Annotated in this window: 24 protein-coding genes; 13 read left to right on the top strand and 11 right to left on the bottom strand. The window is 31.1% G+C overall.

Annotated elements, in window-relative coordinates; all coding sequences use genetic code 11:
• Positions 1–372: 372 nt before the first annotated feature.
• Positions 373–741 (top strand): hypothetical protein, encoded by a 369-nt coding sequence (locus ASJ80_RS05045; RefSeq protein ID WP_069585768.1) that lies wholly within the window; start codon positions 373–375, stop codon positions 739–741.
• A gap of 26 nt (positions 742–767) precedes the next feature.
• On the opposite strand, the gene ASJ80_RS05040 is transcribed toward ASJ80_RS05045, so the two are convergent.
• Positions 768–1,754, bottom strand: coding sequence for a tetratricopeptide repeat protein (locus tag ASJ80_RS05040; RefSeq protein WP_095652041.1), 987 nt, complete (start codon positions 1,752–1,754; stop codon positions 768–770).
• Positions 1,755–2,250: 496 nt separating this feature from the next.
• Here ASJ80_RS05040 and ASJ80_RS05035 point away from each other — a divergent pair, with 496 nt between their 5' ends.
• Positions 2,251–2,520: a hypothetical protein gene (locus ASJ80_RS05035; protein ID WP_069584545.1), complete on the top strand. Its 270-nt coding sequence runs from the start codon at positions 2,251–2,253 to the stop codon at positions 2,518–2,520.
• A 129-nt stretch (positions 2,521–2,649) separates the two neighbouring features.
• Entirely contained in the window at positions 2,650–2,922 is a 273-nt protein-coding gene (gene albA, locus ASJ80_RS05030; protein ID WP_048081223.1) for a DNA-binding protein Alba, read from the top strand.
• A 280-nt stretch (positions 2,923–3,202) separates the two neighbouring features.
• Here albA (ASJ80_RS05030) and ASJ80_RS05025 read toward each other — a convergent pair whose 3' ends face one another.
• Positions 3,203–3,715 carry a hypothetical protein gene (locus tag ASJ80_RS05025; protein WP_069584544.1) on the bottom strand — a complete coding sequence of 171 codons (513 nt, stop codon included), beginning with the start codon at positions 3,713–3,715 and terminating at the stop codon, positions 3,203–3,205.
• Between the two features lie 338 nt (positions 3,716–4,053).
• Between ASJ80_RS05025 and ASJ80_RS05020 the strand changes: the two genes are divergently transcribed.
• Together ASJ80_RS05020 and albA (ASJ80_RS05015) are read left to right on the top strand one after the other, a co-directional pair.
• Positions 4,054–4,362 carry a hypothetical protein gene (locus tag ASJ80_RS05020; protein ID WP_069584543.1) on the top strand — a complete coding sequence of 103 codons (309 nt, stop codon included), beginning with the start codon at positions 4,054–4,056 and terminating at the stop codon, positions 4,360–4,362.
• A gap of 276 nt (positions 4,363–4,638) precedes the next feature.
• On the top strand, positions 4,639–4,911 hold the full coding sequence (gene albA, locus ASJ80_RS05015; protein WP_048081226.1) for a DNA-binding protein Alba: 273 nt from the start codon (positions 4,639–4,641) through the stop codon (positions 4,909–4,911).
• A gap of 438 nt (positions 4,912–5,349) precedes the next feature.
• Here albA (ASJ80_RS05015) and ASJ80_RS05010 read toward each other — a convergent pair whose 3' ends face one another.
• Both ASJ80_RS05010 and ASJ80_RS16930 read right to left on the bottom strand, forming a co-directional pair.
• Entirely contained in the window at positions 5,350–6,978 is a 1,629-nt protein-coding gene (locus tag ASJ80_RS05010; protein ID WP_069584542.1) for an ABC transporter ATP-binding protein, read from the bottom strand.
• Positions 6,979–7,058: 80 nt separating this feature from the next.
• Complete coding sequence (locus ASJ80_RS16930) at positions 7,059–7,220, bottom strand: hypothetical protein (protein ID WP_176720288.1); 162 nt, start codon at positions 7,218–7,220, stop codon at positions 7,059–7,061.
• Between the two features lie 1,023 nt (positions 7,221–8,243).
• On the opposite strand from ASJ80_RS16930, the gene ASJ80_RS16925 reads away from it, so the two are divergent.
• From ASJ80_RS16925 to ASJ80_RS16920, 6 genes are all read left to right on the top strand, one after another.
• Complete coding sequence (locus ASJ80_RS16925; RefSeq protein WP_176720286.1) at positions 8,244–8,384, top strand: hypothetical protein; 141 nt, start codon at positions 8,244–8,246, stop codon at positions 8,382–8,384.
• 31 nt (positions 8,385–8,415) lie between these two features.
• Positions 8,416–9,120, top strand: a complete 705-nt coding sequence (locus ASJ80_RS17445; protein WP_069584541.1) for an amino acid permease — start codon at positions 8,416–8,418, stop codon at positions 9,118–9,120.
• Complete coding sequence (locus tag ASJ80_RS17440; RefSeq protein ID WP_245837463.1) at positions 9,059–9,862, top strand: APC family permease; 804 nt, start codon at positions 9,059–9,061, stop codon at positions 9,860–9,862. The genes ASJ80_RS17445 and ASJ80_RS17440 overlap by 62 nt, the downstream gene beginning before the upstream one ends.
• A gap of 18 nt (positions 9,863–9,880) precedes the next feature.
• Entirely contained in the window at positions 9,881–11,329 is a 1,449-nt protein-coding gene (locus ASJ80_RS05000; protein WP_069584539.1) for an amino acid permease, read from the top strand.
• A 12-nt stretch (positions 11,330–11,341) separates the two neighbouring features.
• Positions 11,342–12,757, top strand: coding sequence for a peptide MFS transporter (locus tag ASJ80_RS04995; protein WP_141705202.1), 1,416 nt, complete (start codon positions 11,342–11,344; stop codon positions 12,755–12,757).
• A 208-nt stretch (positions 12,758–12,965) separates the two neighbouring features.
• On the top strand, positions 12,966–13,106 hold the full coding sequence (locus tag ASJ80_RS16920; RefSeq protein ID WP_179288740.1) for a hypothetical protein: 141 nt from the start codon (positions 12,966–12,968) through the stop codon (positions 13,104–13,106).
• A gap of 42 nt (positions 13,107–13,148) precedes the next feature.
• Here the strand turns inward: ASJ80_RS16920 and ASJ80_RS04990 are convergent, their stop codons facing one another.
• The 7 genes from ASJ80_RS04990 to ASJ80_RS16915 form a co-directional block, all read right to left on the bottom strand.
• The gene (locus tag ASJ80_RS04990; protein WP_069584537.1) at positions 13,149–13,820 is read right to left on the bottom strand and encodes a response regulator; all 672 of its coding nucleotides are present in this window, start codon (positions 13,818–13,820) and stop codon (positions 13,149–13,151) included.
• A 12-nt stretch (positions 13,821–13,832) separates the two neighbouring features.
• Positions 13,833–14,168: a hypothetical protein gene (locus ASJ80_RS04985; protein ID WP_069584536.1), complete on the bottom strand. Its 336-nt coding sequence runs from the start codon at positions 14,166–14,168 to the stop codon at positions 13,833–13,835.
• A 12-nt stretch (positions 14,169–14,180) separates the two neighbouring features.
• The gene (locus ASJ80_RS04980) at positions 14,181–14,360 is read right to left on the bottom strand and encodes a hypothetical protein (RefSeq protein ID WP_048081232.1); all 180 of its coding nucleotides are present in this window, start codon (positions 14,358–14,360) and stop codon (positions 14,181–14,183) included.
• Positions 14,361–14,489: 129 nt separating this feature from the next.
• On the bottom strand, positions 14,490–15,353 hold the full coding sequence (locus ASJ80_RS04975; protein WP_069584535.1) for a methanogen output domain 1-containing protein: 864 nt from the start codon (positions 15,351–15,353) through the stop codon (positions 14,490–14,492).
• A gap of 51 nt (positions 15,354–15,404) precedes the next feature.
• On the bottom strand, positions 15,405–17,828 hold the full coding sequence (locus ASJ80_RS04970) for a CHASE4 domain-containing protein (protein ID WP_069584534.1): 2,424 nt from the start codon (positions 17,826–17,828) through the stop codon (positions 15,405–15,407).
• A gap of 266 nt (positions 17,829–18,094) precedes the next feature.
• The gene (locus ASJ80_RS04965) at positions 18,095–19,531 is read right to left on the bottom strand and encodes a flippase (RefSeq protein WP_069584533.1); all 1,437 of its coding nucleotides are present in this window, start codon (positions 19,529–19,531) and stop codon (positions 18,095–18,097) included.
• 82 nt (positions 19,532–19,613) lie between these two features.
• Complete coding sequence (locus ASJ80_RS16915) at positions 19,614–19,772, bottom strand: hypothetical protein (protein ID WP_176720284.1); 159 nt, start codon at positions 19,770–19,772, stop codon at positions 19,614–19,616.
• A gap of 640 nt (positions 19,773–20,412) precedes the next feature.
• Here ASJ80_RS16915 and ASJ80_RS04960 point away from each other — a divergent pair.
• The gene (locus ASJ80_RS04960; RefSeq protein WP_095652040.1) at positions 20,413–20,820 is read left to right on the top strand and encodes a hypothetical protein; all 408 of its coding nucleotides are present in this window, start codon (positions 20,413–20,415) and stop codon (positions 20,818–20,820) included.
• Between the two features lie 227 nt (positions 20,821–21,047).
• Complete coding sequence (locus ASJ80_RS04955) at positions 21,048–21,455, top strand: hypothetical protein (protein WP_095652039.1); 408 nt, start codon at positions 21,048–21,050, stop codon at positions 21,453–21,455.
• Positions 21,456–21,510: the final 55 nt, after the last annotated feature.

The raw sequence follows: 21,510 nt of genomic DNA, 5'->3' as shown, positions 1-21,510 counted from the left end.
ACCATTTATTTAATAGTTATACTAACTTTAACATGCACATATAAAGTTCGCAGTTAACACCTTCTTAAAAAATCATCTACTTTTTTTTTATTTATCCATTTTTCCATTTTAGTTTTAGACACCTATAAAAAATTATATATCTCGTCTCCAGTTTGGAAGTTTATTTAACAAATCTTGCTTTTTTTAGATGAAATATTCTCTAACTTCACTGGAGTTAATTTAAATAATCAATACTCCCATTTATAGATATTAAATATTTATTTTCCCTTTAATAAATGTCCTAATTTTTGAATTTAAATAATGTTATATGTTTGTAGTTACTAACAATCACCAGTATTAGTTTATTAAATTGAAAAGGAGGGTTTATAAAAGATGAACAATCTAAAAATAGCATCAATTTTTATCGTAGCAGTATTTTCAATGAGTTTCATGGTTTCAGGAGTTTCTGCAGCTAAAATTGATTCAAACTGGCAGTATCATATTAAAATAGTAGAGCTAAATGACACATTTACAGCTGCACCTTCAGGAATTCATATTCCAGAAGTATCCTTCAATGCACAGTACAACAAGAACTATCTCGATTTAGTATCCACTGAAGGGAACATATTTACATTCAAAGCTGCCAAACCAGGTATTGCATTTGTAAATATAATCTGCACTCCATGGTACCATATCATGATAGATCCACCTGCTGACGACAGAACTATCACAGATACTTACATGGTAATCATTAAAAAGTGATTGGTTATAAAAAAATATTTAATTTTTCAGTTCAATATTTCTTTTTCTGTTTTTAATTCTTCAATTTTCATTAATGCCTCTTCACTATCTGAAGAAATTTCTAGTACCCGTTCAAAACAATCCAAAGCAAGATTATTCTTGCCTAGATCCATATAAACATTTCCCAAGTTAATATAAGCTGTATCATACTCATCATCGAACTTAATAGCTTCCTTAAAAGATTCCACCGCTTCATGATTCTGCCCAATGCTAAACTGAACATAGCCTAAGTAATTCCAGAGTTCTGGCTGATTTTTATCTATTTTAAGAGCTTTTATAAAGTATTCAATTGATTCTTCTTCTTTTTCCATAAAATACAGAACATTTCCTTTATAAAACATCGCTTTGAAATTATCCGGCTCTTTTTCCAGGATTCTATCCAGATATACTAATGATTCGCTGTAGCGGCCCATATCAGCTAAAGTAGCCCCCATATTGTAAACAGCCTGCCTGTACTCAGGATCAATATTTAAAGCCTCTTCAAAACACACCAGCGCGTTTTCATCATCTTCCAAAATGCTGTAAGCCATACCACAATCATTCCATGCTTCAATAAAATTTTCATCTATGGACAGTGCTATATCAAAGCAGTTTACAGCACCTTCATAGTTGCCTAAATGAATTAGATTAAGGTTTCCAATATAGTACCATAAATCTTCATTTTCCCCATATTCCTGGGCTTCTAAAAACACTTCTAGTGATTTATCATAGTCTTCCATGAAGAAAAGACACATTCCTCTGCCGAAAAGTCCTGGAAAATTTTTTTCTATTTTCACTGCCTTATTAAAACACTGCAGTGATTCTTCATAATTGTCCATGGATCCCAGAAGATATCCCAGTTCTAGCTGGGCCTCCATACAGAACGGATCTGATTCTATTGCTTCACGAAAGTAGTTAACAGCCTCATCAGACTTTCCATAGCTTAATAATTCTATTCCTTTTTGATAAAGTTTTTTAGCTTGATTACTGGTCAATTTATTTCTCCTTGTAACTTAATTTAGATGTAATTAACTCTAAAATAAAATCTCTAATTTAGATCAATTAGATTTGAATTAAAAGATTTTCTTTTTTAATGTAATTAAAGATTACTGATTGATGATAGTGTGGTGATATTGTAGAATTCATAAAAACAGAGGTAAAAAGATAAAATATAATACCCTTTCAAAATATGAACTAATTTAATTAATTGGAGATATGCATGGGAATATAAATATAGAAAACGTGTTAAGATAGTTGCCTTCTATTTAAAAAAAAGACATAGAACTTACATATCTCAATGGCAATTTATTTAATTAAATTTTTTAAAGTATAATACTAATAATGAATAAGTAACATAAATTTATAAGGATATAGAAAAGTTTATTAGGAATTTTAGACCATATTAACTATTATAATCCTGATTATACCAATATTTTTATACTTTTGCCTGAATTGATTTCAACTATTTTTATCAGATTCGGAGGAGAAACTTTGACAAACGTAGTAAACTGGTGGGACATTATAGCTAAACTTAGATACGACAAATCCTACTGGCATCATCTAGAACCTGCAGAGGTAACAGAAATCGTGCAAAGGATAAAAGAAGGAAAAGAAAAGGTATGGGGGCTGGATAAATTCGTTCAATTAGAATTGAAGCCTGCATTACATAAATTAAATCGTATGCGAAGCCATTTTCATATAATGCACGTTCACGATTTGAATATACAAAAAATTAATTCACGACATATTAATACAGCTTAAGTCGAACTACTTTTTTAAAGTAAAGAATTTTTTATAGGTTTTGAATACTCAAAAAGGAATTTAAAATAGAAATACATAACTGTATTAATACCAAGTCAAAATATTATATTAGCATATGGAGGTATAAAAATGGCAGAGGAAAACATCGTATATATCGGAAATAAACCAGTGATGAATTATGTACTAGCGGTAGTAACTCAAATGAACAGCGGAACTTCAGAAGTTATTCTAAAAGCGCGTGGAAGGGCTATAAGCAAAGCCGTTGACGTTGCAGAGATTGTAAGAAACAGATTTATAACAGATATAAAGCTTGGAACTATAGATATCAGTACAGAAGAAGTATCTAACAGAGAAGGATCAAACAGTAACGTTTCAGCCATTGAAATACATCTTAATAAATAATAAAATAACTTCTTTTTTAAATTTTAAATCTAAATATTTGGTTTGAAATATTTAGATTTATCCAACTACTTTAAAAAATAACTACTTTTAAATGAAATTAATCATCTAATAAGTCTTAAAAGCCCAGATTTAGTAAAACATACTAAATTATAATTAATTCAGAATATTGCGCCATAACGGACTTTATAGTGCCAATCGATAGAAATCACATAAAAATTTAAAGAAAAAGTTAAGACTAATAAATATTTTAATAAGTTAAACCTGAAAGTGCATTGAATATTTATTGAATATACCTTAAATCATCGTGATCATGGGCAAATTCAGCCCCGCCAGTAATGTGTTCCAGCTGTTTATCATATAGCTCTTTAATTTCATCAAAAATGTAGTCATATAACTTTTTTAGGTCATCTTCGCTGTCTTCACATATCCTGAATTCCTCCTTAGATTCTTTACCATATTTTACTACAAAGCGGCCATCTTCCTTTTTAATTAAAAGTGTACTTCTTACATTTTCCTGTGGACGGCCATGTGGAACTTCATATAACCCAATTCCAATACCAACATGCCAGAAACCGTCTTCTCCAAGTTTTGTAGCTCCGTGTATGTTATAGCTAACATTGGGATCACTTTCTTTATCAGGAGGGTAATAATTCACCTGTTCTGGAGGGCATTCTAAATATTCTTTTAATCCATTCACCATTTTAACCCCAAATTCCATGCATTCATTTTCGTAATTGAAATACCTTTTCCTCGCACCGGTATAACTTTCACAGAGTTCTTCAAATCTTGACATACTCTCACCTTTTAATTATTGTTAGTTAACCAGATTAATTTTATATTATTATTATGGTTTTATTTAATAATAAATGTGGGATTTTATATTTAAAAGAAACACATATGATAAAAAATCTTTATAAAACATTAAATGTCAATTCAAGCAGTGCAAAAAATAATAAACAATGAAAAAAATAGTTTATATATATTAAAAGTTTAAAAAATAAGCTATCCTAACTTTTATGCTTTTTAAATTTTTTTATCCTATAAATCAACCTTTAAATATTAAAAAATTAAATTATTTAAAAAAAACATATAGTTAAACAAGATTAATTTTAAATTTTGAGGAGATAAAAAATGACCGACAATGATAAGCTGGCTCCAATAGAAGCAAGAGCTAATGACATTTTAAAAAATCATAATGGAGTTTACCTGGAAAAACGATTATATACTACCTTAAAAAAAGAATTTTCCAACTTATCCCGTGCAGATTTTAGAGAAGTTATAAATAAATTATTATACGAAGACTATGTACTGGAACATGGCCTTATTAGACCAATGACAGATAAAAAGGCTACAAAATCTGATGAAACTTATAGTAAAGGCAAACTATCTGGAAAAGGAGCTTCTAAACCCCAAAGAATTCCAGGTAAAAGAGAAATATAAAGAAAATAAATCAACATACTGCCTTTTATTTCTATCATGGGCAGTAAAATGAATAATACGTTTAAACTATAAATTTAAACACTTAATTGCTGTTTATAGCCATATAGGGGTAGATTTATAAAATGATCTTAAATAAACTTAAACTTAAAAATTGAGATTAAAATTACACATTTTTGAATTTAAAATCTTTTAAATCTTTATCTATTAAAATGCATAGTTGTATATAATATTACATTCAAATATTATAGTACTCATCATTTCTACGGAGGTTAAAAGATGTCAGAAGAAAATGTCGTATACATTGGAACTAAACCAGTAATGAATTATGTGTTAGCTGTCGTGACCCAAATGAACGGGGGAACATCTGAAGTAATGTTAAAAGCCCGAGGGAAAGCCATAAGTAGGGCTGTTGATGTTGCTGAAATTGTAAGAAATAGATTTATAACCGAGGCAGAAGTTGGAGCTATAGATATCAGTACAGAAGAAGTGTCAAACAGGGAAGGATCAAACAGTAACGTTTCAGCCATTGAAATACAGCTCAGCAAATAGTTAAGTTGTAAAAATATTAAATAAAAATATCTTTTTTTAATTTTCGATAAGGACAAATAGTCCTTTTACCTATTAATTCATTAATTGAAAAAATGCTCAATGATTTACTATTTTAAATCTTTTAAATAGAAAAGTTTATATACTTAAAATGTTACACTATACATGAAGTAGGTAGGTTGTTTATTTTGTAGATCATGAATAGGAGTACCTCCATATTTAACTCCTATTCAATCCCCTTCGATTGATTTAAAAAAATTTCTGTATCTAAATAAATTATTTTACTGTTTTAATAGCGTTGGTTTCCAATTTAACAATAGAAATAATGTTTTAAATGATCCAAATATTATAAAAAATCAATTAATTTAAAAAAAATTATTCTAAAATAAAATTTTAGGCTTAAGTAAATCCAGTAAGTTTAATACTTCACTTATTCCATTTTCATGTCCCCAAATATACAATATTACCCTCATTGTCTATTTCACTGGCATTGTGGGTGATAATTATAACTGTCTTTTTATTTTTCAGGCCGTTAATGACTTCATTGATAGCTTCCCTTGAATCAGCATCTACTGATTTTGTCACCTCATCCAAAAGAATAATAGGTGAATCTTTTAAAACAGCCCTTGCAAGTGCAATTTTTTGTTTTTCGCCGCTTGAAAGCAGTAACCCATCTTCCCCAACATTCGTATTATATTTTTCAGGTGTTCTCTCTATGAAATTATGGATTTTAACCAGTTTAGCCACGCGGATAACATCATCTTGGGACGCTTCAAGGTTGCCAATTCTAATATTTTCATAGATAGATCCGTCAAATAGATAGGGATCTGCAAATATCATTGAAATAGCTCGATTTAAACTTTCTCTTTTAATTTCTGTAATATCCTGCCCATCAATTTCAATAGTTCCCTTGTCTACATTATAGAGCGAACATATTAACTTAAGGATAGTACTTTTCCCAGCTCCGTTATCGCCTACTATATAATTTAAACCTTTACCAAATGCAGCATTGAATCCTTTAAGAATACGCCTGTTATCATATGAGAACCACACATCTTCCATTTTTATATTTCCATATTTAATTTTAATTTCTTTATTTCCACTTTTTCCCATTTCCATGTCAAAAATTTCACTTATTCTATCAAAAGCAGGTAATGCACTTTTATAAGAAGTCCACAAAGAGGATAACTGAGAAATAGGAGAGAAAAAGATAGATGTGTAAGATATAAAAGCTGTAAAAGTTCCAATACTTATAGTTCCCTCCAGTACCTTATAACCTCCGAAAATAATAAGTAAAACTACAGGTATACCCAAAATTAAGGAGCTTAAAGATGAATTCATGGATGACATTCTTGTATAGCTTATTGAAGTTGTGAAATAATCATCTATCTGACCTTTAAATCTATTTTGTGACCAAGATTCAAGGCCAAAAACTTTAATTAGTGAAATAATAGAAAGACTTTCCTTTAAAAAAGAGTAAACTGATGCATTATTTTCTAAAAATATTTTCTGTATATTTTGCATTTTTTTTCCAAAGATAGATGATACCAGTACAAACAATATAACAGGGCTCATTACAATAATTGCAAGCTGGAAATTAAGGGACATCATTATAAAAAAGGGGACAGTGATGCCCACTACACTCATAAAAAACTGGGGAATGATACTTACAGGTACATTTATAGCAATCTGAGTGTTGCCCATAATACGTGTTATCAAATCTCCCACTTTTAACTCTTGAGTGCTCTCGAGAGATGCAAATTGGATTACTCCAAATATACTTCCTGATACCTCTTTTAATAGAGTTAACTGCAATTTTCCAGTTATAAAACCCTTAAAATAATTTGAAATTGATGATACTGCATACATACCAATGATTCCAATAACAATATAACCAAATAAATCAACTTTTCTACCTACAAAAACATCGTCAATAAGTGATTTGATAAGTAAAGGGCTTATAAAAGAGAATAGCAGTGAAGAAAAACCTAAAGCCAATATAATAATTAAAGTTAAAATATGTTGCCTTATAAATTTATTAAAGAAGAATTTGAAGCTCTTTTTTACCAATCTATCATCCCCTTCATATTCACTTAAATTAATGTGATATAGATAAAGTGATAAACTCAAAAAATAAAATAGGTTAAATTTTACCAGCCTGTAAAAGGGCACCACCATTTACCATAAGAGGGGCAATCTGTTCTATCGCATAAAGCATTAGAAGCAGCAACCCCTGCAGATAGGGCATGCATTTTACAAGTTACAGGTACACTTTTACCTTCAATTTTCCCTATTCCAAAAATATTTTCCATTTTTTTATCTCCAATTATATTTTATCCACATTTATAGAGCAATAATTAAAAATGACAACTTGTGAAGTCGTAAATCCATCTCTGTTTTATATTTGCTTTTAAATTTTTACTTATAGCATTTATTTGAGAATATATTGCACAATTTTAGTTTTCATAAAATCTATCCACACCACCTCTTATTTTGTTTAATTAATACAACGCTACTCCACTATAGAAATGTTTATATATTTAAAGTTTTACATTATACATTAACATGTAAAGTTGGGAACTTTCATGTTTGTTAATCACGCCCGTAGGGATAGGAGCGCCTCCATATATTTTTAACTCCTATTCCTTCACCTCATTTTATAAATTAAACATAATAATTCTTAAAATAAAAATAAAACGAATTTTACAGTTTTAAAGTCTTATTACTAATATTTATTGGTTATAACTGGATCTCTGACTGTCATTTACATAAATCATTAAAAATTATTAAAACAAAACACCAAAATAGCTGTTATTTACATAAATTAGATATAATTAGTTTTTAATACATTGAATTTTTGTTTTTTGTGATTTATTTCATATATAATTGATATTTATCTTTTTTAAAGACATTTTACCTATTAAAAATAAATGTCTACAAAACCGAAAAGATTATATATGTAAAATGTAAAATTTTACTTTAAAAATTAAAAGTGTATTAACTTGAGGAAAGTTGTGGAGTTGTAGTCATGAAAAAAGCCGTTTTTATATTAATATTAATAGTAACAATTAGTTTTACAATGAATACACTGTTATCAGTGGATTTTAGCTCTAATAATTCCTTTAACACATTTAAAGAAGTAAAAGTAAATGCACAAGTGACATCCGAAGATCAAAATAAACAAATCCTTTAACAAAATTGCGTCTCTTAAATATGACGTAAAAAAATGCAACTGCAAACACAAATCCAATGCATTTGCAGATGTACTTGCTAAAAAAGGAGCAAAAAATGTCTATTTAATAACAATAGAGCATGAACCCAGAGAATATTCACATGTGGTAGTATCATGGGAAGGTAAAATATATGATGCTACAATAACACCGCCAGTTTATGGAATAGACGAAAAAAAAATACTTAGATCAACTCAAAAAATATGGATTCACTGGTTTACGGGTCAAAGCACCCTATTCAGGTAATAAATAATATTAATGAAAAAACGTGGTAATAATGAGCAGTTTATTTCGAAAAAAGGACATAGAAAAATGTTTGAGTATTAATTCATGCGATCAAAAATTAAAACGTTCTTTGGGCCCTATAGGACTTATTATAATGGGTATTGGTGCAATCGTTGGTGCAGGGATCTTCATAGTAACAGGAGTGGCCTCTGTAACTTCAGGTCCTGCATTAATTTTATCATTTATGATTGCAGGCTTGGCTTGTGGACTTACAGCGTTATGTTACGCGGAAATGGCATCCATGATCACGGTGACTGGTGGGATATATACTTACACCCATGTAACAATGGGTGAAATATGGGCATGGATGATAGGGTGGACTGGAATTCTCCAGTATATTATTGCAGCATCTGCAGTGGCAATAGGCTGGTCTTCTTATACCTCAGGATTCTTTAGTTCAATAGGGTTCGCTTTACCAGAGATAATAACAAGTTCTCCTCTTACAGGTTCAGGATTAATTAACTTACCTGCACTATTAATTGTGGCACTTTTAACAGGAATACTTGTCCTTGGTGCAAAGGAAAGTGCAAAGGTTAATGCAGCAATTGTCATTATAAAACTCGCCGTGATCGCATTATTTATAATAATAGGGGCTCAATTTATAAACCCTACAAATTATTATCCATTTGTCCCTAATGGGCTTGCAGGAGTACTTCAAGGAGCAGCAATGGTTTTTTTTTGCATATGTTGGTTTTGATACAGTAGCATCTGCGGCAGAAGAAACAAAAAATCCACAAAAAGCGCTCCCCATAGGAATTATAGGATCACTTGCAGTTTGTTCTATACTATATATCATTGTAACTGCTGTAATGACTGGAATGGTTTCTTACACAATGTTTGAAGGGAGCGCAGCACCAGTCCAACTTGCACTTCAAAGTGTTGGAATAAACTGGGCAACAGCGATAGTTACAGTTGGGGCAATTGCAGGACTCACCACAGTGATTCTGGTAAGCATGTTTGTTGTACCTAGGCTTCTTTTTGCAATGTCAAGGGATGAATTACTTCCTAAGACACTTACTCAAGTGCATCATAAATTTAAATCTCCAATAACAAGCATTATAATTGTCGGAGTAGTATCAGCACTAATATCTGCTTTCTTACCTCTGGAAGGGATTTTTGAGCTAGTGAATATTTCAGCACTCACTGCATTTATATTCCTTGCATTGTCTGTTATAATACTTAGAAAACAGCGGCCAGATATCGAAAGGAAATTCAAATGTCCTTTAGTTCCTGTAATTCCAATTCTATCCATAATAGCTTGTTTAGGCTTAATAACACAGTTAAAACTTATTACAATTGAAGTATTTGGAGCATGGTTACTGGCAGGTCTAACATTTTACTTTACATTCAGACGGTACAAAAAATACGCTGCCAATAAGGACAGCAATTTACTAGAAAAGGAAATTCATACTGTCGCAAAGGAAATTTCAGCAAAATAAAACGAATCTGGTAAAACTATGAACATAAACATTTTCCGTAAGAAATCAATAAACGACTTATTAACAGTTGATAAATCAAGTAAATCATTAAAAAGAGCTATAGGCCCATTAAGCTTAATTATTATGGGATTAGGTTGTATAATAGGTGCAGGTATTTTTATAGTTACCGGTATCGCTTCAGCTAACTATTCCGGGCCTGCACTGGTCTTATCATTTGTTATTTCAGCAGTTGCATGTATTTTCACTGCTTTATGCTATGCGGAATTTGCTTCTATGGTTCCCATTTCAGGGAGCGTTTATACATATACTTACGTTGCAATGGGTGAAGTATGGGCATGGATGATTGGATGGGTTCTAATATTTGAATATCTTATATCAGCCTCTGCTGTTGCGGTAGGTTGGTCTTCATACATTGTAGGCCTTCTGAACTCAACAGGATTTATTCTACCTCAAATAATTACCAATCCTCCAGGTATTGGGTTAATTAATTTACCTGCATTTTTAATTATTGCACTTTTAACTGGAATACTGATTTTAGGGACTAAAGAAAGCGCTCGTTTTAATGCAGTAATTGTTTTAATAAATGTTTCCATTATATTATTGTTTATCATTGTTGGTGCTAATTTTATAAATCCTGCAAATTATCACCCATTCATGCCTTATGGATGGACTGGTGTGGTTCAAGGGGCTGCAATGGTTTTTTTTGCTTATATTGGCTTTGATGCCGTTTCCACCGCTGCAGAAGAAACAAAAAATCCTCAAAGAACACTGCCTATTGGGATTATAGGTTCTTTAATCATCAGTTCAATTCTTTACATTGCGGTTGCAGCAGTTTTAAATGGTATTGTACCTTACAACCTACTAAATAATGCCGCACCAGTTACATTCGCCCTTGAAAAAGTAGGGGCTAACTGGACTGCTTCAATAGTATCATTTGGAGCATTATTTGGACTTACATCCGTACTGCTTACCAGCCTATTTGGACAAACAAGAATATTTTATTCCATGTCGAGAGATGGACTTTTACCCGGCGTTTTTTCAAAAATTCACCCTAATTTCCGCTCGCCAGTACTGAGTACAATAATCGTAGGAGCAGTAGCTTCAATTATCGCCGCATTTCTACCATTAAGTATTATAATCGAGCTAGTTAATATTGGAACACTTTCAGCGTTTATTTTCCTTGCTTTATCCATAATCATTCTTAGAAAACAGCAGCCAGATATTGAGAGGAAATTCAAATGCCCTTTAGTTCCTGTAATTCCAGTTCTCTCTATAATCTTCTGTGTGTTTCTTATTTTTCAGCTTTCAATTACAACACTTGAAAGATTTGCAGTAAGCTTGATCATTGGTTTAACCGTATATTTTGCTTATGGGTCTCGAAAAAGCAGATTAAGAAATAAAAGGACTGTTAAAAAAGAAGATGAGTTTTACGAGCTCAAAGGCTACAAATTTTATAACAGTAAATAAGGAGACTAAAATATTTTAAACAAACATCCAAAAGGGCTTTATTCCCTATTTTTTACAGAAATGTGGGAGAGGTTCAGTTACTACGGTATGAGATCCATCCTTATACTTTACATGGTCAATGCTATCCTTTACAATACCACATTTGCATCAACTATTTATGGATATTACACAGGACTGGTATATTTGACACCTCTCATTGGAGGATATATAGCCGATAGATACTGGGGAAACCGTAAATCCATAATTACAGGAGGTATACTCATGGCGCTGGGCCAATTTTCCCTTGCAGTAAGCAGCTATCTTTATGTGCCATCAATAACTCAAGGGGTTACATATTCATCTTTTATTTTTAATAACCAGGGAATATTATTTTTACTGGGCCTATCTTTACTTGTAATAGGCAACGGATTTTTTAAACCGAATATTTCTTCAATGGTTGGTTTCTTATATCCTAAAAATGATAGCCGGAAAGATTCAGCTTTTACTATCTTTTACATGGGCATTAATCTCGGTGCCCTCCTTTCCCCATTAATTGTAGGTGGACTAGGAGATACAGGAAATCCTGCTGATTATATGTACGGATTCTTAGCTGCAGGTGTGGGAATGATTATTGGATTAATCATCTTCATATGGAGCAAAAATAAATATTTGGTAACTCCCGATGGTAAAAGTGTTGGTTCTGTACCTTCCCATGACATAAACTGCCAAGAAAATTCCAGTAAAAAGTTAACAAAAATAGAAAAAGATAGAACAGCAGTTATTGCTATTTTATCATTTTTTTCCATTTTCTTTTTCATTGCATTTGAGCAGTCAGGAGTATCACTTACCCTTTTAGCCGAACAGCATGTAAACCGAGTAGTTCCATTTTTAGGTAATTTGCATTATTCTACAAGCTGGTTTCAAACCATAAATCCGCTGGCGATACTGATACTGGCCCCAATATTTGCTGCATTATGGCCCGTGCTTAGAAAAAAAGGACATGAACCTCCAGTACCGCTGAAAATGGCAATAGGATTAATTATATTGGCCATAGGGTTCATAGCCCTTTTGCCCGCAGCCCAGATGCTTGACGCTGGAACTCAAAATATAAGTCCTTTATGGCTTGTAATGGCTTACATAGTATTTACAATGGGAGAGCTGTGTTTATCTCCAATTGGATTATCCATGGTATCTAAATTGGCCCCACTTAAATTTATCTGTCTTCTTATGGCTACATGGTTTTTGGCAAGTTCAATTGGTGGAGTGATGGCAGGTTATATGGGCAGCCTGTATCCATCCCCAACTAGAACTATGACTGAGTTTTGGAATATACCAATTGATGGGTTTACATCGTTCTTTATGATCTTCATTATTATGTCGGCGGCGGCAGGTATAATTTTAATAATTACCAGCAAAAAGCTTTCAAAAATGATGCATGGGATTCAGTGACTTCACTGGATCCTTAATCTTGGATCTTCATTTAATCGAAAAGTTTAAATAGTTAAAATTTTACATTATACATTAAAGAGTAAACATTTGAATAAATATCTAGTTGGAAATGTGATCATATGTCATTAAAAACATTTTTAAAGTCATTCTGGATATTAATAGCGTACAAAATTAGGTAAATATAAAGTAGGTGTTTTCTGTGAATCAAATGCAAACAAAAACTAGTTCATCAGTAACTTTTTTAGGTGAAACAAAAAAGAACATACTTAAAGCAGCTGTTTTGTTTATAGCAGTAATGTATGTTTATTACTGTGCTATTTATTCTGTATACTGGTATTTAATAAAATAATGATTCTATTATATATATAAAATAAATAAAAATAAATGCACTTTATTTAGAAAACTCTAAACAAAGTTCATCTCCCCTAGGATATACAACAACCTTATTTTCTTCTGAAATTGCATATTTTCGGGCAATATCAGTTAGTAACTTATAAAAAGCAGCATGTGCAGCTTTATTATTTCTATCAGCAGATATATAAATGTTTTTAAGCCCTATATCTATATTAAAAGGTCCAGTAAGTGATTCTCCGTCCAGTAGACCTTCTTTAAAGGAACCTTCATTTTCATCAAGGAAACGTGTAACATCGCGGTATATATCCTCAAAGTCCATTACTTTATCTTTTTGAGCGCTGTGTTTATAAAGAGCCATTTTAATGTTGGCCTTTAATTCGCTGTCCTTATACGGTTTAAGTATATATCCATATGGACATGTTTTTTCAGCCCTCGCAAGCATTTCATCATCTGCATATGCTGTAAGATAAATGATAGGGATATCATAAAGGTTAACAATGAACTCAGCAGTCTCTATTCCATCCATTGCCCCTTTAAGTACTATATCCATTAAAACAAGATCGGGTTGTACCTTTTTGACGCTTTCAATTGCTTCTGTACCAGATGAGGCTAAATCTGTTACTGAATATCCTAAATTTCCTAATTTCTTTTTTAATCCCATGGCCAGGATTTTTTCATCTTCAACTATCAATATTTTAGTTTCTAGCATTTTTACACCTTTTTACACGCCTCTTTTAGGTGTTATAAGCTCAAGGCAGATCTGTTCACCTTTAGGGTAAATAGTTGCAGTGCCACCATATGCCTGGATAAACTTTTCAATAACTTTAGTTAAAACACTATAAACATTTTCGCTTTCTTTGGCGCACAAATAGGTTTTTTTAATCCCAACATCCAGAGTAAATTCACCTAATTCTTCCATTACCCTGGATCCAATTATTGAATCTTTAATGTACTGTTCTTTTTCCTTTAAAAACTTGTTCACTTCATTAAAAATGTCTTCATCAACGGTTCTAGAACTTAAATCTTCTGAAGTATTTTTTGTTTCATGTTCTGCCATGTGATCCCCTTCTCAATCGAAAATTTCCTTTTCGTCAACATTTAATTCTTCTATTTTTTGTTTACACCATTGATACAGCGCTTCTTCAGCTCCCCTTGACATTTTACCCTGTTTTTCTCCATAAGAAATTCTTGCCATTCTTCTAAACGCGATTTCTAACTCATCAGATATACATATAGTGATGCATCCCATGATATTCCTCTTTTTAATTTTTAATTCCATTAACAATTAATTCATTATTATATCATTTATATTTAATAAATTTCATTTAAAGATTAAAAATTCAATTATATAAAAATTTCTATCTGATTTATCAAATATCTAATGCGTAAAATAAAATTTAAAAGAACACTTTGGGGAGTTGTTTGCTATGCTCGATATTCTGCAGACATCTCCTTGGATATTAATCCATTTAAAACTGCAGTTAACCATTGCATTGCAGTTAATGCAAAACACCTTGTTTTTAATGGAATATTCACTCCACGGGCAGTTGAAAAATTCTAAATACCATGAATCATTTTCTGACCTTATTTTATTTTTAATACCAAAACTTGTAAAGAGTTCTGATATCCATGAGAGGTAAGTTTCAAATAAGAGAATAATATTATCCCCATATATATCTAAACCCTTATTTTTGAGCTCTTTTTCAAACTCAGGTTTCATTTTATCTTCAAAACTCTTTTCAAATGTTTTAAGGAGAGTATTCTTAACATCCATTTCGCTGTTGTATTTAGATTCATTCATACCCTGAATCATAAACTGATAATAATCTTCCATAACTCTATTTTTCATTAATTCTTTCCTTTCAGTTTCTGCTTTATGTTTGTAAATAGCCATTTTAATGTTGGCTTTTAATTCGCGTGGATTGAAAGGTTTCAATAAATATCCATATGGTTCAGTTACCATGGCACGTTCCAGGATTTCCTCATCTGCATAGGCTGTAATATAAATAACTGGAATATTATAAAGGTTGATAATTTGCTGAGCCGCCTCAATACCGTCCATATCTCCCTTTAAAACTATATCCATTAAAACTAAATCTGGCCTGGTTTCTTTTACATTTTCAATTGCTTCCTCTCCGGAAGAAGCAGTTCCAGTTACAGTATACCCTGCATTTTCCAGTTTGCGTTTCATTCCAATGGCCAGAATTCTCTCATCTTCCACAATTAATACTTTGGCTTCCATTTTATCCCTTAAATTAATCTATTTAACTAGAGTCACGCTGATTCTAAGTTACTAAACCCTTTTTTTATATTCCAATTCTTTAAATATAATTATAAATTCAGTTCCATTATCCGTATTAAGTTCTATATCTCCTTCAAGTTGGTTTACCAGTTCATTTACTAATTGAAGTCCTAATGAACCTGTATTTTTAAAGTCGATATTTTCGGGAAATCCTATACCGTCATCGCTAACAGTAAGCTTAAAATTATTAGAATCCCCTTTTTCAAGTTTAACTAGAATATTACCTTCATCCTTATTTTTAAATGCATATTTTAAACTGTTTGAAATGATTTCATTGATTATTAAACCGAGAGGTTGTACTGTTTCAATACTAAACAGGAAATTATCAGTATCAATTACAGATTTAATATTTCTCGAATCAGCATCATATGAATACATAAGATCGCTTATTAAGCTCTTTATGTAGCTTGTAAAATCAATATTTGAAATATCCTTGGATTGATACATTTTTTCATGAATTAAAGCTATAGACTGTATACGGTTTTCACTTTCCCTGTAATTTTCAAGGGTCTTCTGGTCGGTGATTTCATCAGATTGGAGTGCCAAAAGGGTTGAAATTATCTGCAGGTTATTCTTTACCCTGTGGTGAATTTCCCGGAGGAGCACCTCTTTTTCCTTTAATGACGCCTTTATTTTATCCTCAGATTTTTTACGTTCCGTAATATCACGGTTAGTTTCAATAACAATTTTATTACCATGAGCGTCCTGGATTAACTGTTGCCTGCTTTCCATAATGAGTTCTTCGCCGTTTTTAGTTGTATGAATTAATTCCCCCGTCCACATATCATATTTATCTAATTTTTCCATGAAATCCCCCAATCCCTGCGGATGTTTAGTTTTAAGCAGTTCATGGCTAATTTTACCAATAGCTTCTTCCTTACAGTATCCGTAGAGTCTTTCAGCACCTTGGTTCCATGATAATATGCCCTCTTCAAAACTCCATGAAAAAATAGCTTCATATGAAATATTCAATAAAGCAGCATGCCTTTTTAAATCTTCTCGTGCTTTTTTACGCTCTGTAACGTCTATAAAAGATATCAAAGCTTGTTTAGTTTCTGGAATAAAACCAAATGTTGCAAACAAATCCTTAAGATCTCCATTTTTGGTTTTAAGCTGTACTTCATAATTATTAAGCATGTTTTTTTCTTTAAATTCATTAAAATTATGGTGGGCCTCAATTTTATCTAACTGTTCTTTAACTATAAAATCCAGTAAATACATTTTGTTTTCAATTTCGCCCTTTAAAAACCCTGTCATTTTTTCAAATTCATCATTTACTAAATTTATAGCCATACCTTTCCCAATTATGACCATTGCCGTACCCGTATTTTCAAATATTGTCCTATACCTTTCTTCGCTCTTTTCTAAATTAGAATTAGATTCCTGAAGAGATCCTAACATTTTATTTACTGAAGTTGATAAATCAGCCAGTTCATCGTTACCTAAAACAGGTACTCGTTTAGATAAATCATTTTTTTTACCTATTCCAGTAATGCTTTCTATTATTTGGTCCAGTCTGTAAAGGACGTTCTTATCAAGGTAATATGTGATAAACATCGCTGCCAGAAATCCTGTTATAATTAAAGATAGTATAAGATAAAAAATAGCGTTTTCATAATCATTGTTGATAAACCTCGGTAATTCAACTTTTAAAACAAGATCATAGCTGCTGTTAACTCCTTTTAAAACACTGTATCCTGCAACGGAGTCATGGCTTAAATTAGCCACATAAACTGGTGTTTCATTTGATAAATGTGACATGGCATTTAAAAAATCGGAAGATGCACCTACCTCATTAACTGGTTGAACAGAAACAAGCCCATTGTTGGAAAGACTACTTAACATATCTTGATTTAAGAATCTACCCATAATTAGAGTTCCGTGTGATGGACCTTCCCCATTGCTCTTTAAAACAGGATTTGAAACAACCATCATAGGGATTCCATTAATAATTATAATCCCAGATAAACTTTTATTATTGCTTGTATTCAACATTAAGCCACTATTTTTTAGACTTTGAGTCATATTAGAGGATAATTGTATCTCTTTCTGGCTTGTTCTATTATATGCTTCTGCATAAACTATTTTACCGTCATTATTTGCAAATAATATAAAATCAATATTCAATTTTAAAAATGCATCATTAACAAGTGTTTTATTTAAAAAGTTAGGATTGTCACCATTAACATAGTAATAAGCATCATCCCAGCTTGACCAATCATTTGCACTGTTATTTAACGATTCTAAACTATTATTTAATGAATTAAGAGTGTTATTCAGTACCAGCTTGGTATAACTATTTTCACTTAGAGATGAACTGCCTACAAATATCATCTCTGAAATTATAAAGAAACTAACAGTTAAAGACAGGATTATAACTGCCATGAGTACCAGAGTCTTTCCACGTAATTTCATTTAAGCACTGCCTTTTTTGTATAAAATATAAAGCCTAACTTTTATTTTTAATTTGGTTTTCTATTTTAAATTCATTTACATTATATCTTGAGATTAGTTCTCCAGATAGAAAACTTTAAATATGTTAACGTTTAACTTTAAATTGTACCATAAATTAGTTGACCCTATTGGTTTGATATGGGGATGTGATATTTTATTCACCTTCATTTGATCCACCTTTTACCCCATATCAACTAAAGGCCCATTATTACATAATTTTTAAACAATTATTTACCTCTAGTTCTGTACATTTTCTTAAAAATAACTAAATCATTCTCATCAAAGATTTTAGTGAAATTAAGGGATGTTAAATAAATAATAAATCCACATAAAGCTGTTATAACTAAATTAAAATCTTTTAAACAATACACAGCAAAAACCATTGCTAAATTGGATAAAATTATTTTTGGCAAATCTCTAAACAAAGATCTATCCACAAAATTTGTTTTAGAAAGAGTATACAACATAAAGAGCAGTACTGAAATATCTGTAACTACTGTAGTAACAGATGCGCCAATGAAACTAAATTTATGTATCAATAATAGCCCTACTAATATATTCAGGACTATTCCAACAGTAGTTATTTTAATTACTGTAAGTTGCCTGTTGATTGATCCTAAAAGATTTGCAGAGATCCCACTTACAGAAACTAAAGTAAGTGTCCACACCAAAATCTGAAGAGCTAAAGCAGAAGGACCATATGCATCTCCATATACTGCAGTTACAATTTGAGGGGCCATTAAAGAAATAAAAATGGTTACGGGTAGACATATGATTAAGGTGTACTTGAAGGAACGCTCATAAATAAATTTAAGTGAATTTTCTGATTTTTTATAATAAATAGACATGACAGGGAAAACTACAACCATATAAACCGAATAAAGAGATAAAAAGAAATATATAAGTTTATTAGGTGCACCGTAGAACCCCACTGCTTCTTTACCAGCCGCTGCAGAAAGAATTATGGAGGGTATCCATATAAACAAAGTGAGGAAAATTCCAGATAAAACAAATGGAAGCGCTTCTTTTATGGTCGGTTTCCAGAAAGAAAGATCAAATTCTATTTTAGGCAGCTCATACCTTCTGATATAAATGATAAACATGTAAGCCAGAACAAGAACATTTCTAACTAGATAAATTGATGCAAGCGCCACAACATCCCATGAAAGGCTTATTGCAGCAGCAACTGCTGCAAACATAAATATGTTGTCAAAACCCGTGGCAATTGCCTGGTACTCCATTTGCTGGTAAGCTTGAAAAACTGAAAAAAAAGTTGTAAAAAAAGAACTTGTCACAATAGCAAGCGTAATCAAAATGATAACAGTTGTTGTTTTGGGATCATAACCCATTAATACAGTTGCTATTAAAATATAGATAAGAGCAATAACTGAAAAAACAGCTTTCATAGGTATAATATTTCCAATATATTTAGCTGCTAATTTTTTATCCTTTGATACTTCCCGCACGGTTAGCATTCCAAGTCCTAAATCTGTGAAAATTCCAAATAATCCAGTAAATGCAATTGCAATGGATAAAATTCCAAATTCTTCAGGTCCCAGATATCTTGCCATGTACATTAAAGCAAAAAAATAGGCCACATAACTTATAATACTGGCTATAACCAAAAAAAATGTATTCCTGGCTATTTTTTTCGTTACACCCATAAAGTATACACCATACTTACAAATTAATTTTTATGCCCTCTTAAAAACTATTTAATTTACAATATGAGTCTAAAATTGTATCTTAATTTATGATATCAATATTGTATACTATTTCTTTATAGGGACCTAAATTACTGTTTTCTACAAAAATTAGCTTAGTTTTTCCAGTTTTAAGGGTTTTAAAAATAATACGTTCTTTATCCAGGAAAGAACCAATTTTAGGGCCAGTAATTCGTTCCAATTTAGTTATTCTTAAATAATTATCATTAAAAATTTTAACCCAGTGATTGCCACAATTAATGGAAATATCTAACTCAATTTCAAATTTTTCATTTAATTTTAGGGTTTTTTCGATAATTTCAGTAGGTATATCACTTTTATCAAAATCAATTCTATTTCTTAACTTTATAGCTTGAATAAAACTTCCCCCTTTGAAACAGTGCTAATTCTTTTCATGTTTAAATTAAAATGTAACATTTAATATATTTAAAATTTGTGTTTTTAGAAGGAATTTTGAGGATTAAAATATAAAGATCACTATTCAACATAACAGTACCATATTCTTTGTTTAAGGTATTTTTGGTAAAATTTAAAGGATAAATACAAATAATCAGCATATACCAAATATAACTTAATAAAATTAGTATTAATAAGTTAATTCCATTAAAATACGGTTTTAAAGGCTCTTTTAATTTTAATCTAAATCTTTTAATAATAGAAAACTTTATATATTTAAAATGTTACATTATACTTTGACATGTAAATTGGTACATGCATATTTAAATCCAGATTCAGTTGGATAGGGTTGCCTCTCCCTATCAAACCCTATCCAATCCCCTTGAGAAAAAAATAAGTCTTGACTAAGTAAAAAAGGTGAAAATATGGATAAAAAATCAATTATGGTTTTAACTGTTTTATTTGCAGTTTTTGTTGGATTCCAGTTTGCAGAACCCGCAGCAGCAGCAAAAGTAGTAGACCACGGTGTTTCTTATAAATGGGACAAAACACAGGGTATGTGGAGACAAAACACATGGACAACGTACCAGTACAATAACGATTTCGTGAAAACTGTAGTTGTTACCCGCTGGAAATTTGACTCAAAATACACATACGGATACAAAAATACCATCACCCTTGCAAAAGTAAGCAAAGACACCATAAAAATTAGAGATGTGCAGGATATTCTAGAACCTTCTGTTTACTCGTTAAATTACAAAAAAACAAAACTAACTGCATCACAATACTACTGGAGAGTTTACAGGGCAAAACTCTTTAATTGGTACGAGTAAAAACCAGTAACTCAATAAATTATTTTTTTTTAATTTTCAAATTACAGAGTTAAAAAGAAAAGTATAACCATAAATAATCATTATTCAAGATAATACCAAATTTAACTCTTAAAAATATTACCAGGGAAGCATTAAGACACATAATTGTAACCATTTAAAAAAATAGATATATATTTAAGTTTTTAAGTAGCAATAAACATTATTATATGATATAAATGGGTGAAAACGTGAATAAAAATATACTTGCAGCTATAATAACATTATTTGTAGTTCTTGTTGGTTTCCAGTTTGCAGAACCCGCAGCAGCGGTAAAAGTAGTAGACCACGGCACAATTCAATATAGTGCATGTGAAAAAATAACATGGAAAGCGTATCAATATCAAAAAAATGGCAAAATAAACAACAATTTCATAAAAATATACATAAATTACTGGACAAAAAACCCTAAAACTAACAAATACTATATCGAAATCCATGAGATAGATACCATTGCAAAAGTCACCAAAAACAGCGTTAAAATTACAGACTGGAACGATGGTGTAGATGGAGGCACAACTGTTAATTATGCTAAAACAAAATTAACCGCAGCACAATACTACTGGAGAGTATTCAAGCACGAAATTACAACTATTTGATAATTACAACTTTTTTATTTTTATAATATTTTTTGATTATAACTGTGTCTAGTCC

The organism is Methanobacterium bryantii, assembly GCF_002287175.1.
In the GTDB taxonomy this organism is placed as follows: Archaea; Methanobacteriota; Methanobacteria; order Methanobacteriales; family Methanobacteriaceae; genus Methanobacterium_D; species Methanobacterium_D bryantii.
This window is presented reverse-complemented; position numbering and strand designations above follow the sequence as displayed.

Bases quoted from the DNA above. Each gene is read 5' to 3' on its own strand.
- ASJ80_RS05045 (WP_069585768.1), top strand. From the start codon at position 373: ATGAACAATCTAAAAATAGCATCAATTTTTATCGTAGCAGTATTTTCA.
- albA (WP_048081223.1), top strand. From the start codon at position 2,650: ATGGCAGAGGAAAACATCGTATATATCGGAAATAAACCAGTGATGAAT.
- ASJ80_RS05025 (WP_069584544.1), bottom strand. From the start codon at position 3,715: ATGTCAAGATTTGAAGAACTCTGTGAAAGTTATACCGGTGCGAGGAAA.
- ASJ80_RS05020 (WP_069584543.1), top strand. From the start codon at position 4,054: ATGACCGACAATGATAAGCTGGCTCCAATAGAAGCAAGAGCTAATGAC.
- albA (WP_048081226.1), top strand. From the start codon at position 4,639: ATGTCAGAAGAAAATGTCGTATACATTGGAACTAAACCAGTAATGAAT.
- ASJ80_RS16930 (WP_176720288.1), bottom strand. From the start codon at position 7,220: ATGGAAAATATTTTTGGAATAGGGAAAATTGAAGGTAAAAGTGTACCT.
- ASJ80_RS17445 (WP_069584541.1), top strand. From the start codon at position 8,416: ATGAGCAGTTTATTTCGAAAAAAGGACATAGAAAAATGTTTGAGTATT.
- ASJ80_RS17440 (WP_245837463.1), top strand. From the start codon at position 9,059: ATGGGCTTGCAGGAGTACTTCAAGGAGCAGCAATGGTTTTTTTTTGCA.
- ASJ80_RS05000 (WP_069584539.1), top strand. From the start codon at position 9,881: ATGAACATAAACATTTTCCGTAAGAAATCAATAAACGACTTATTAACA.
- ASJ80_RS16920 (WP_179288740.1), top strand. From the start codon at position 12,966: ATGCAAACAAAAACTAGTTCATCAGTAACTTTTTTAGGTGAAACAAAA.
- ASJ80_RS04990 (WP_069584537.1), bottom strand. From the start codon at position 13,820: ATGCTAGAAACTAAAATATTGATAGTTGAAGATGAAAAAATCCTGGCC.
- ASJ80_RS04985 (WP_069584536.1), bottom strand. From the start codon at position 14,168: ATGGCAGAACATGAAACAAAAAATACTTCAGAAGATTTAAGTTCTAGA.
- ASJ80_RS04980 (WP_048081232.1), bottom strand. From the start codon at position 14,360: ATGGGATGCATCACTATATGTATATCTGATGAGTTAGAAATCGCGTTT.
- ASJ80_RS04975 (WP_069584535.1), bottom strand. From the start codon at position 15,353: ATGGAAGCCAAAGTATTAATTGTGGAAGATGAGAGAATTCTGGCCATT.
- ASJ80_RS04970 (WP_069584534.1), bottom strand. From the start codon at position 17,828: ATGAAATTACGTGGAAAGACTCTGGTACTCATGGCAGTTATAATCCTG.
- ASJ80_RS04965 (WP_069584533.1), bottom strand. From the start codon at position 19,531: ATGGGTGTAACGAAAAAAATAGCCAGGAATACATTTTTTTTGGTTATA.
- ASJ80_RS04960 (WP_095652040.1), top strand. From the start codon at position 20,413: ATGGATAAAAAATCAATTATGGTTTTAACTGTTTTATTTGCAGTTTTT.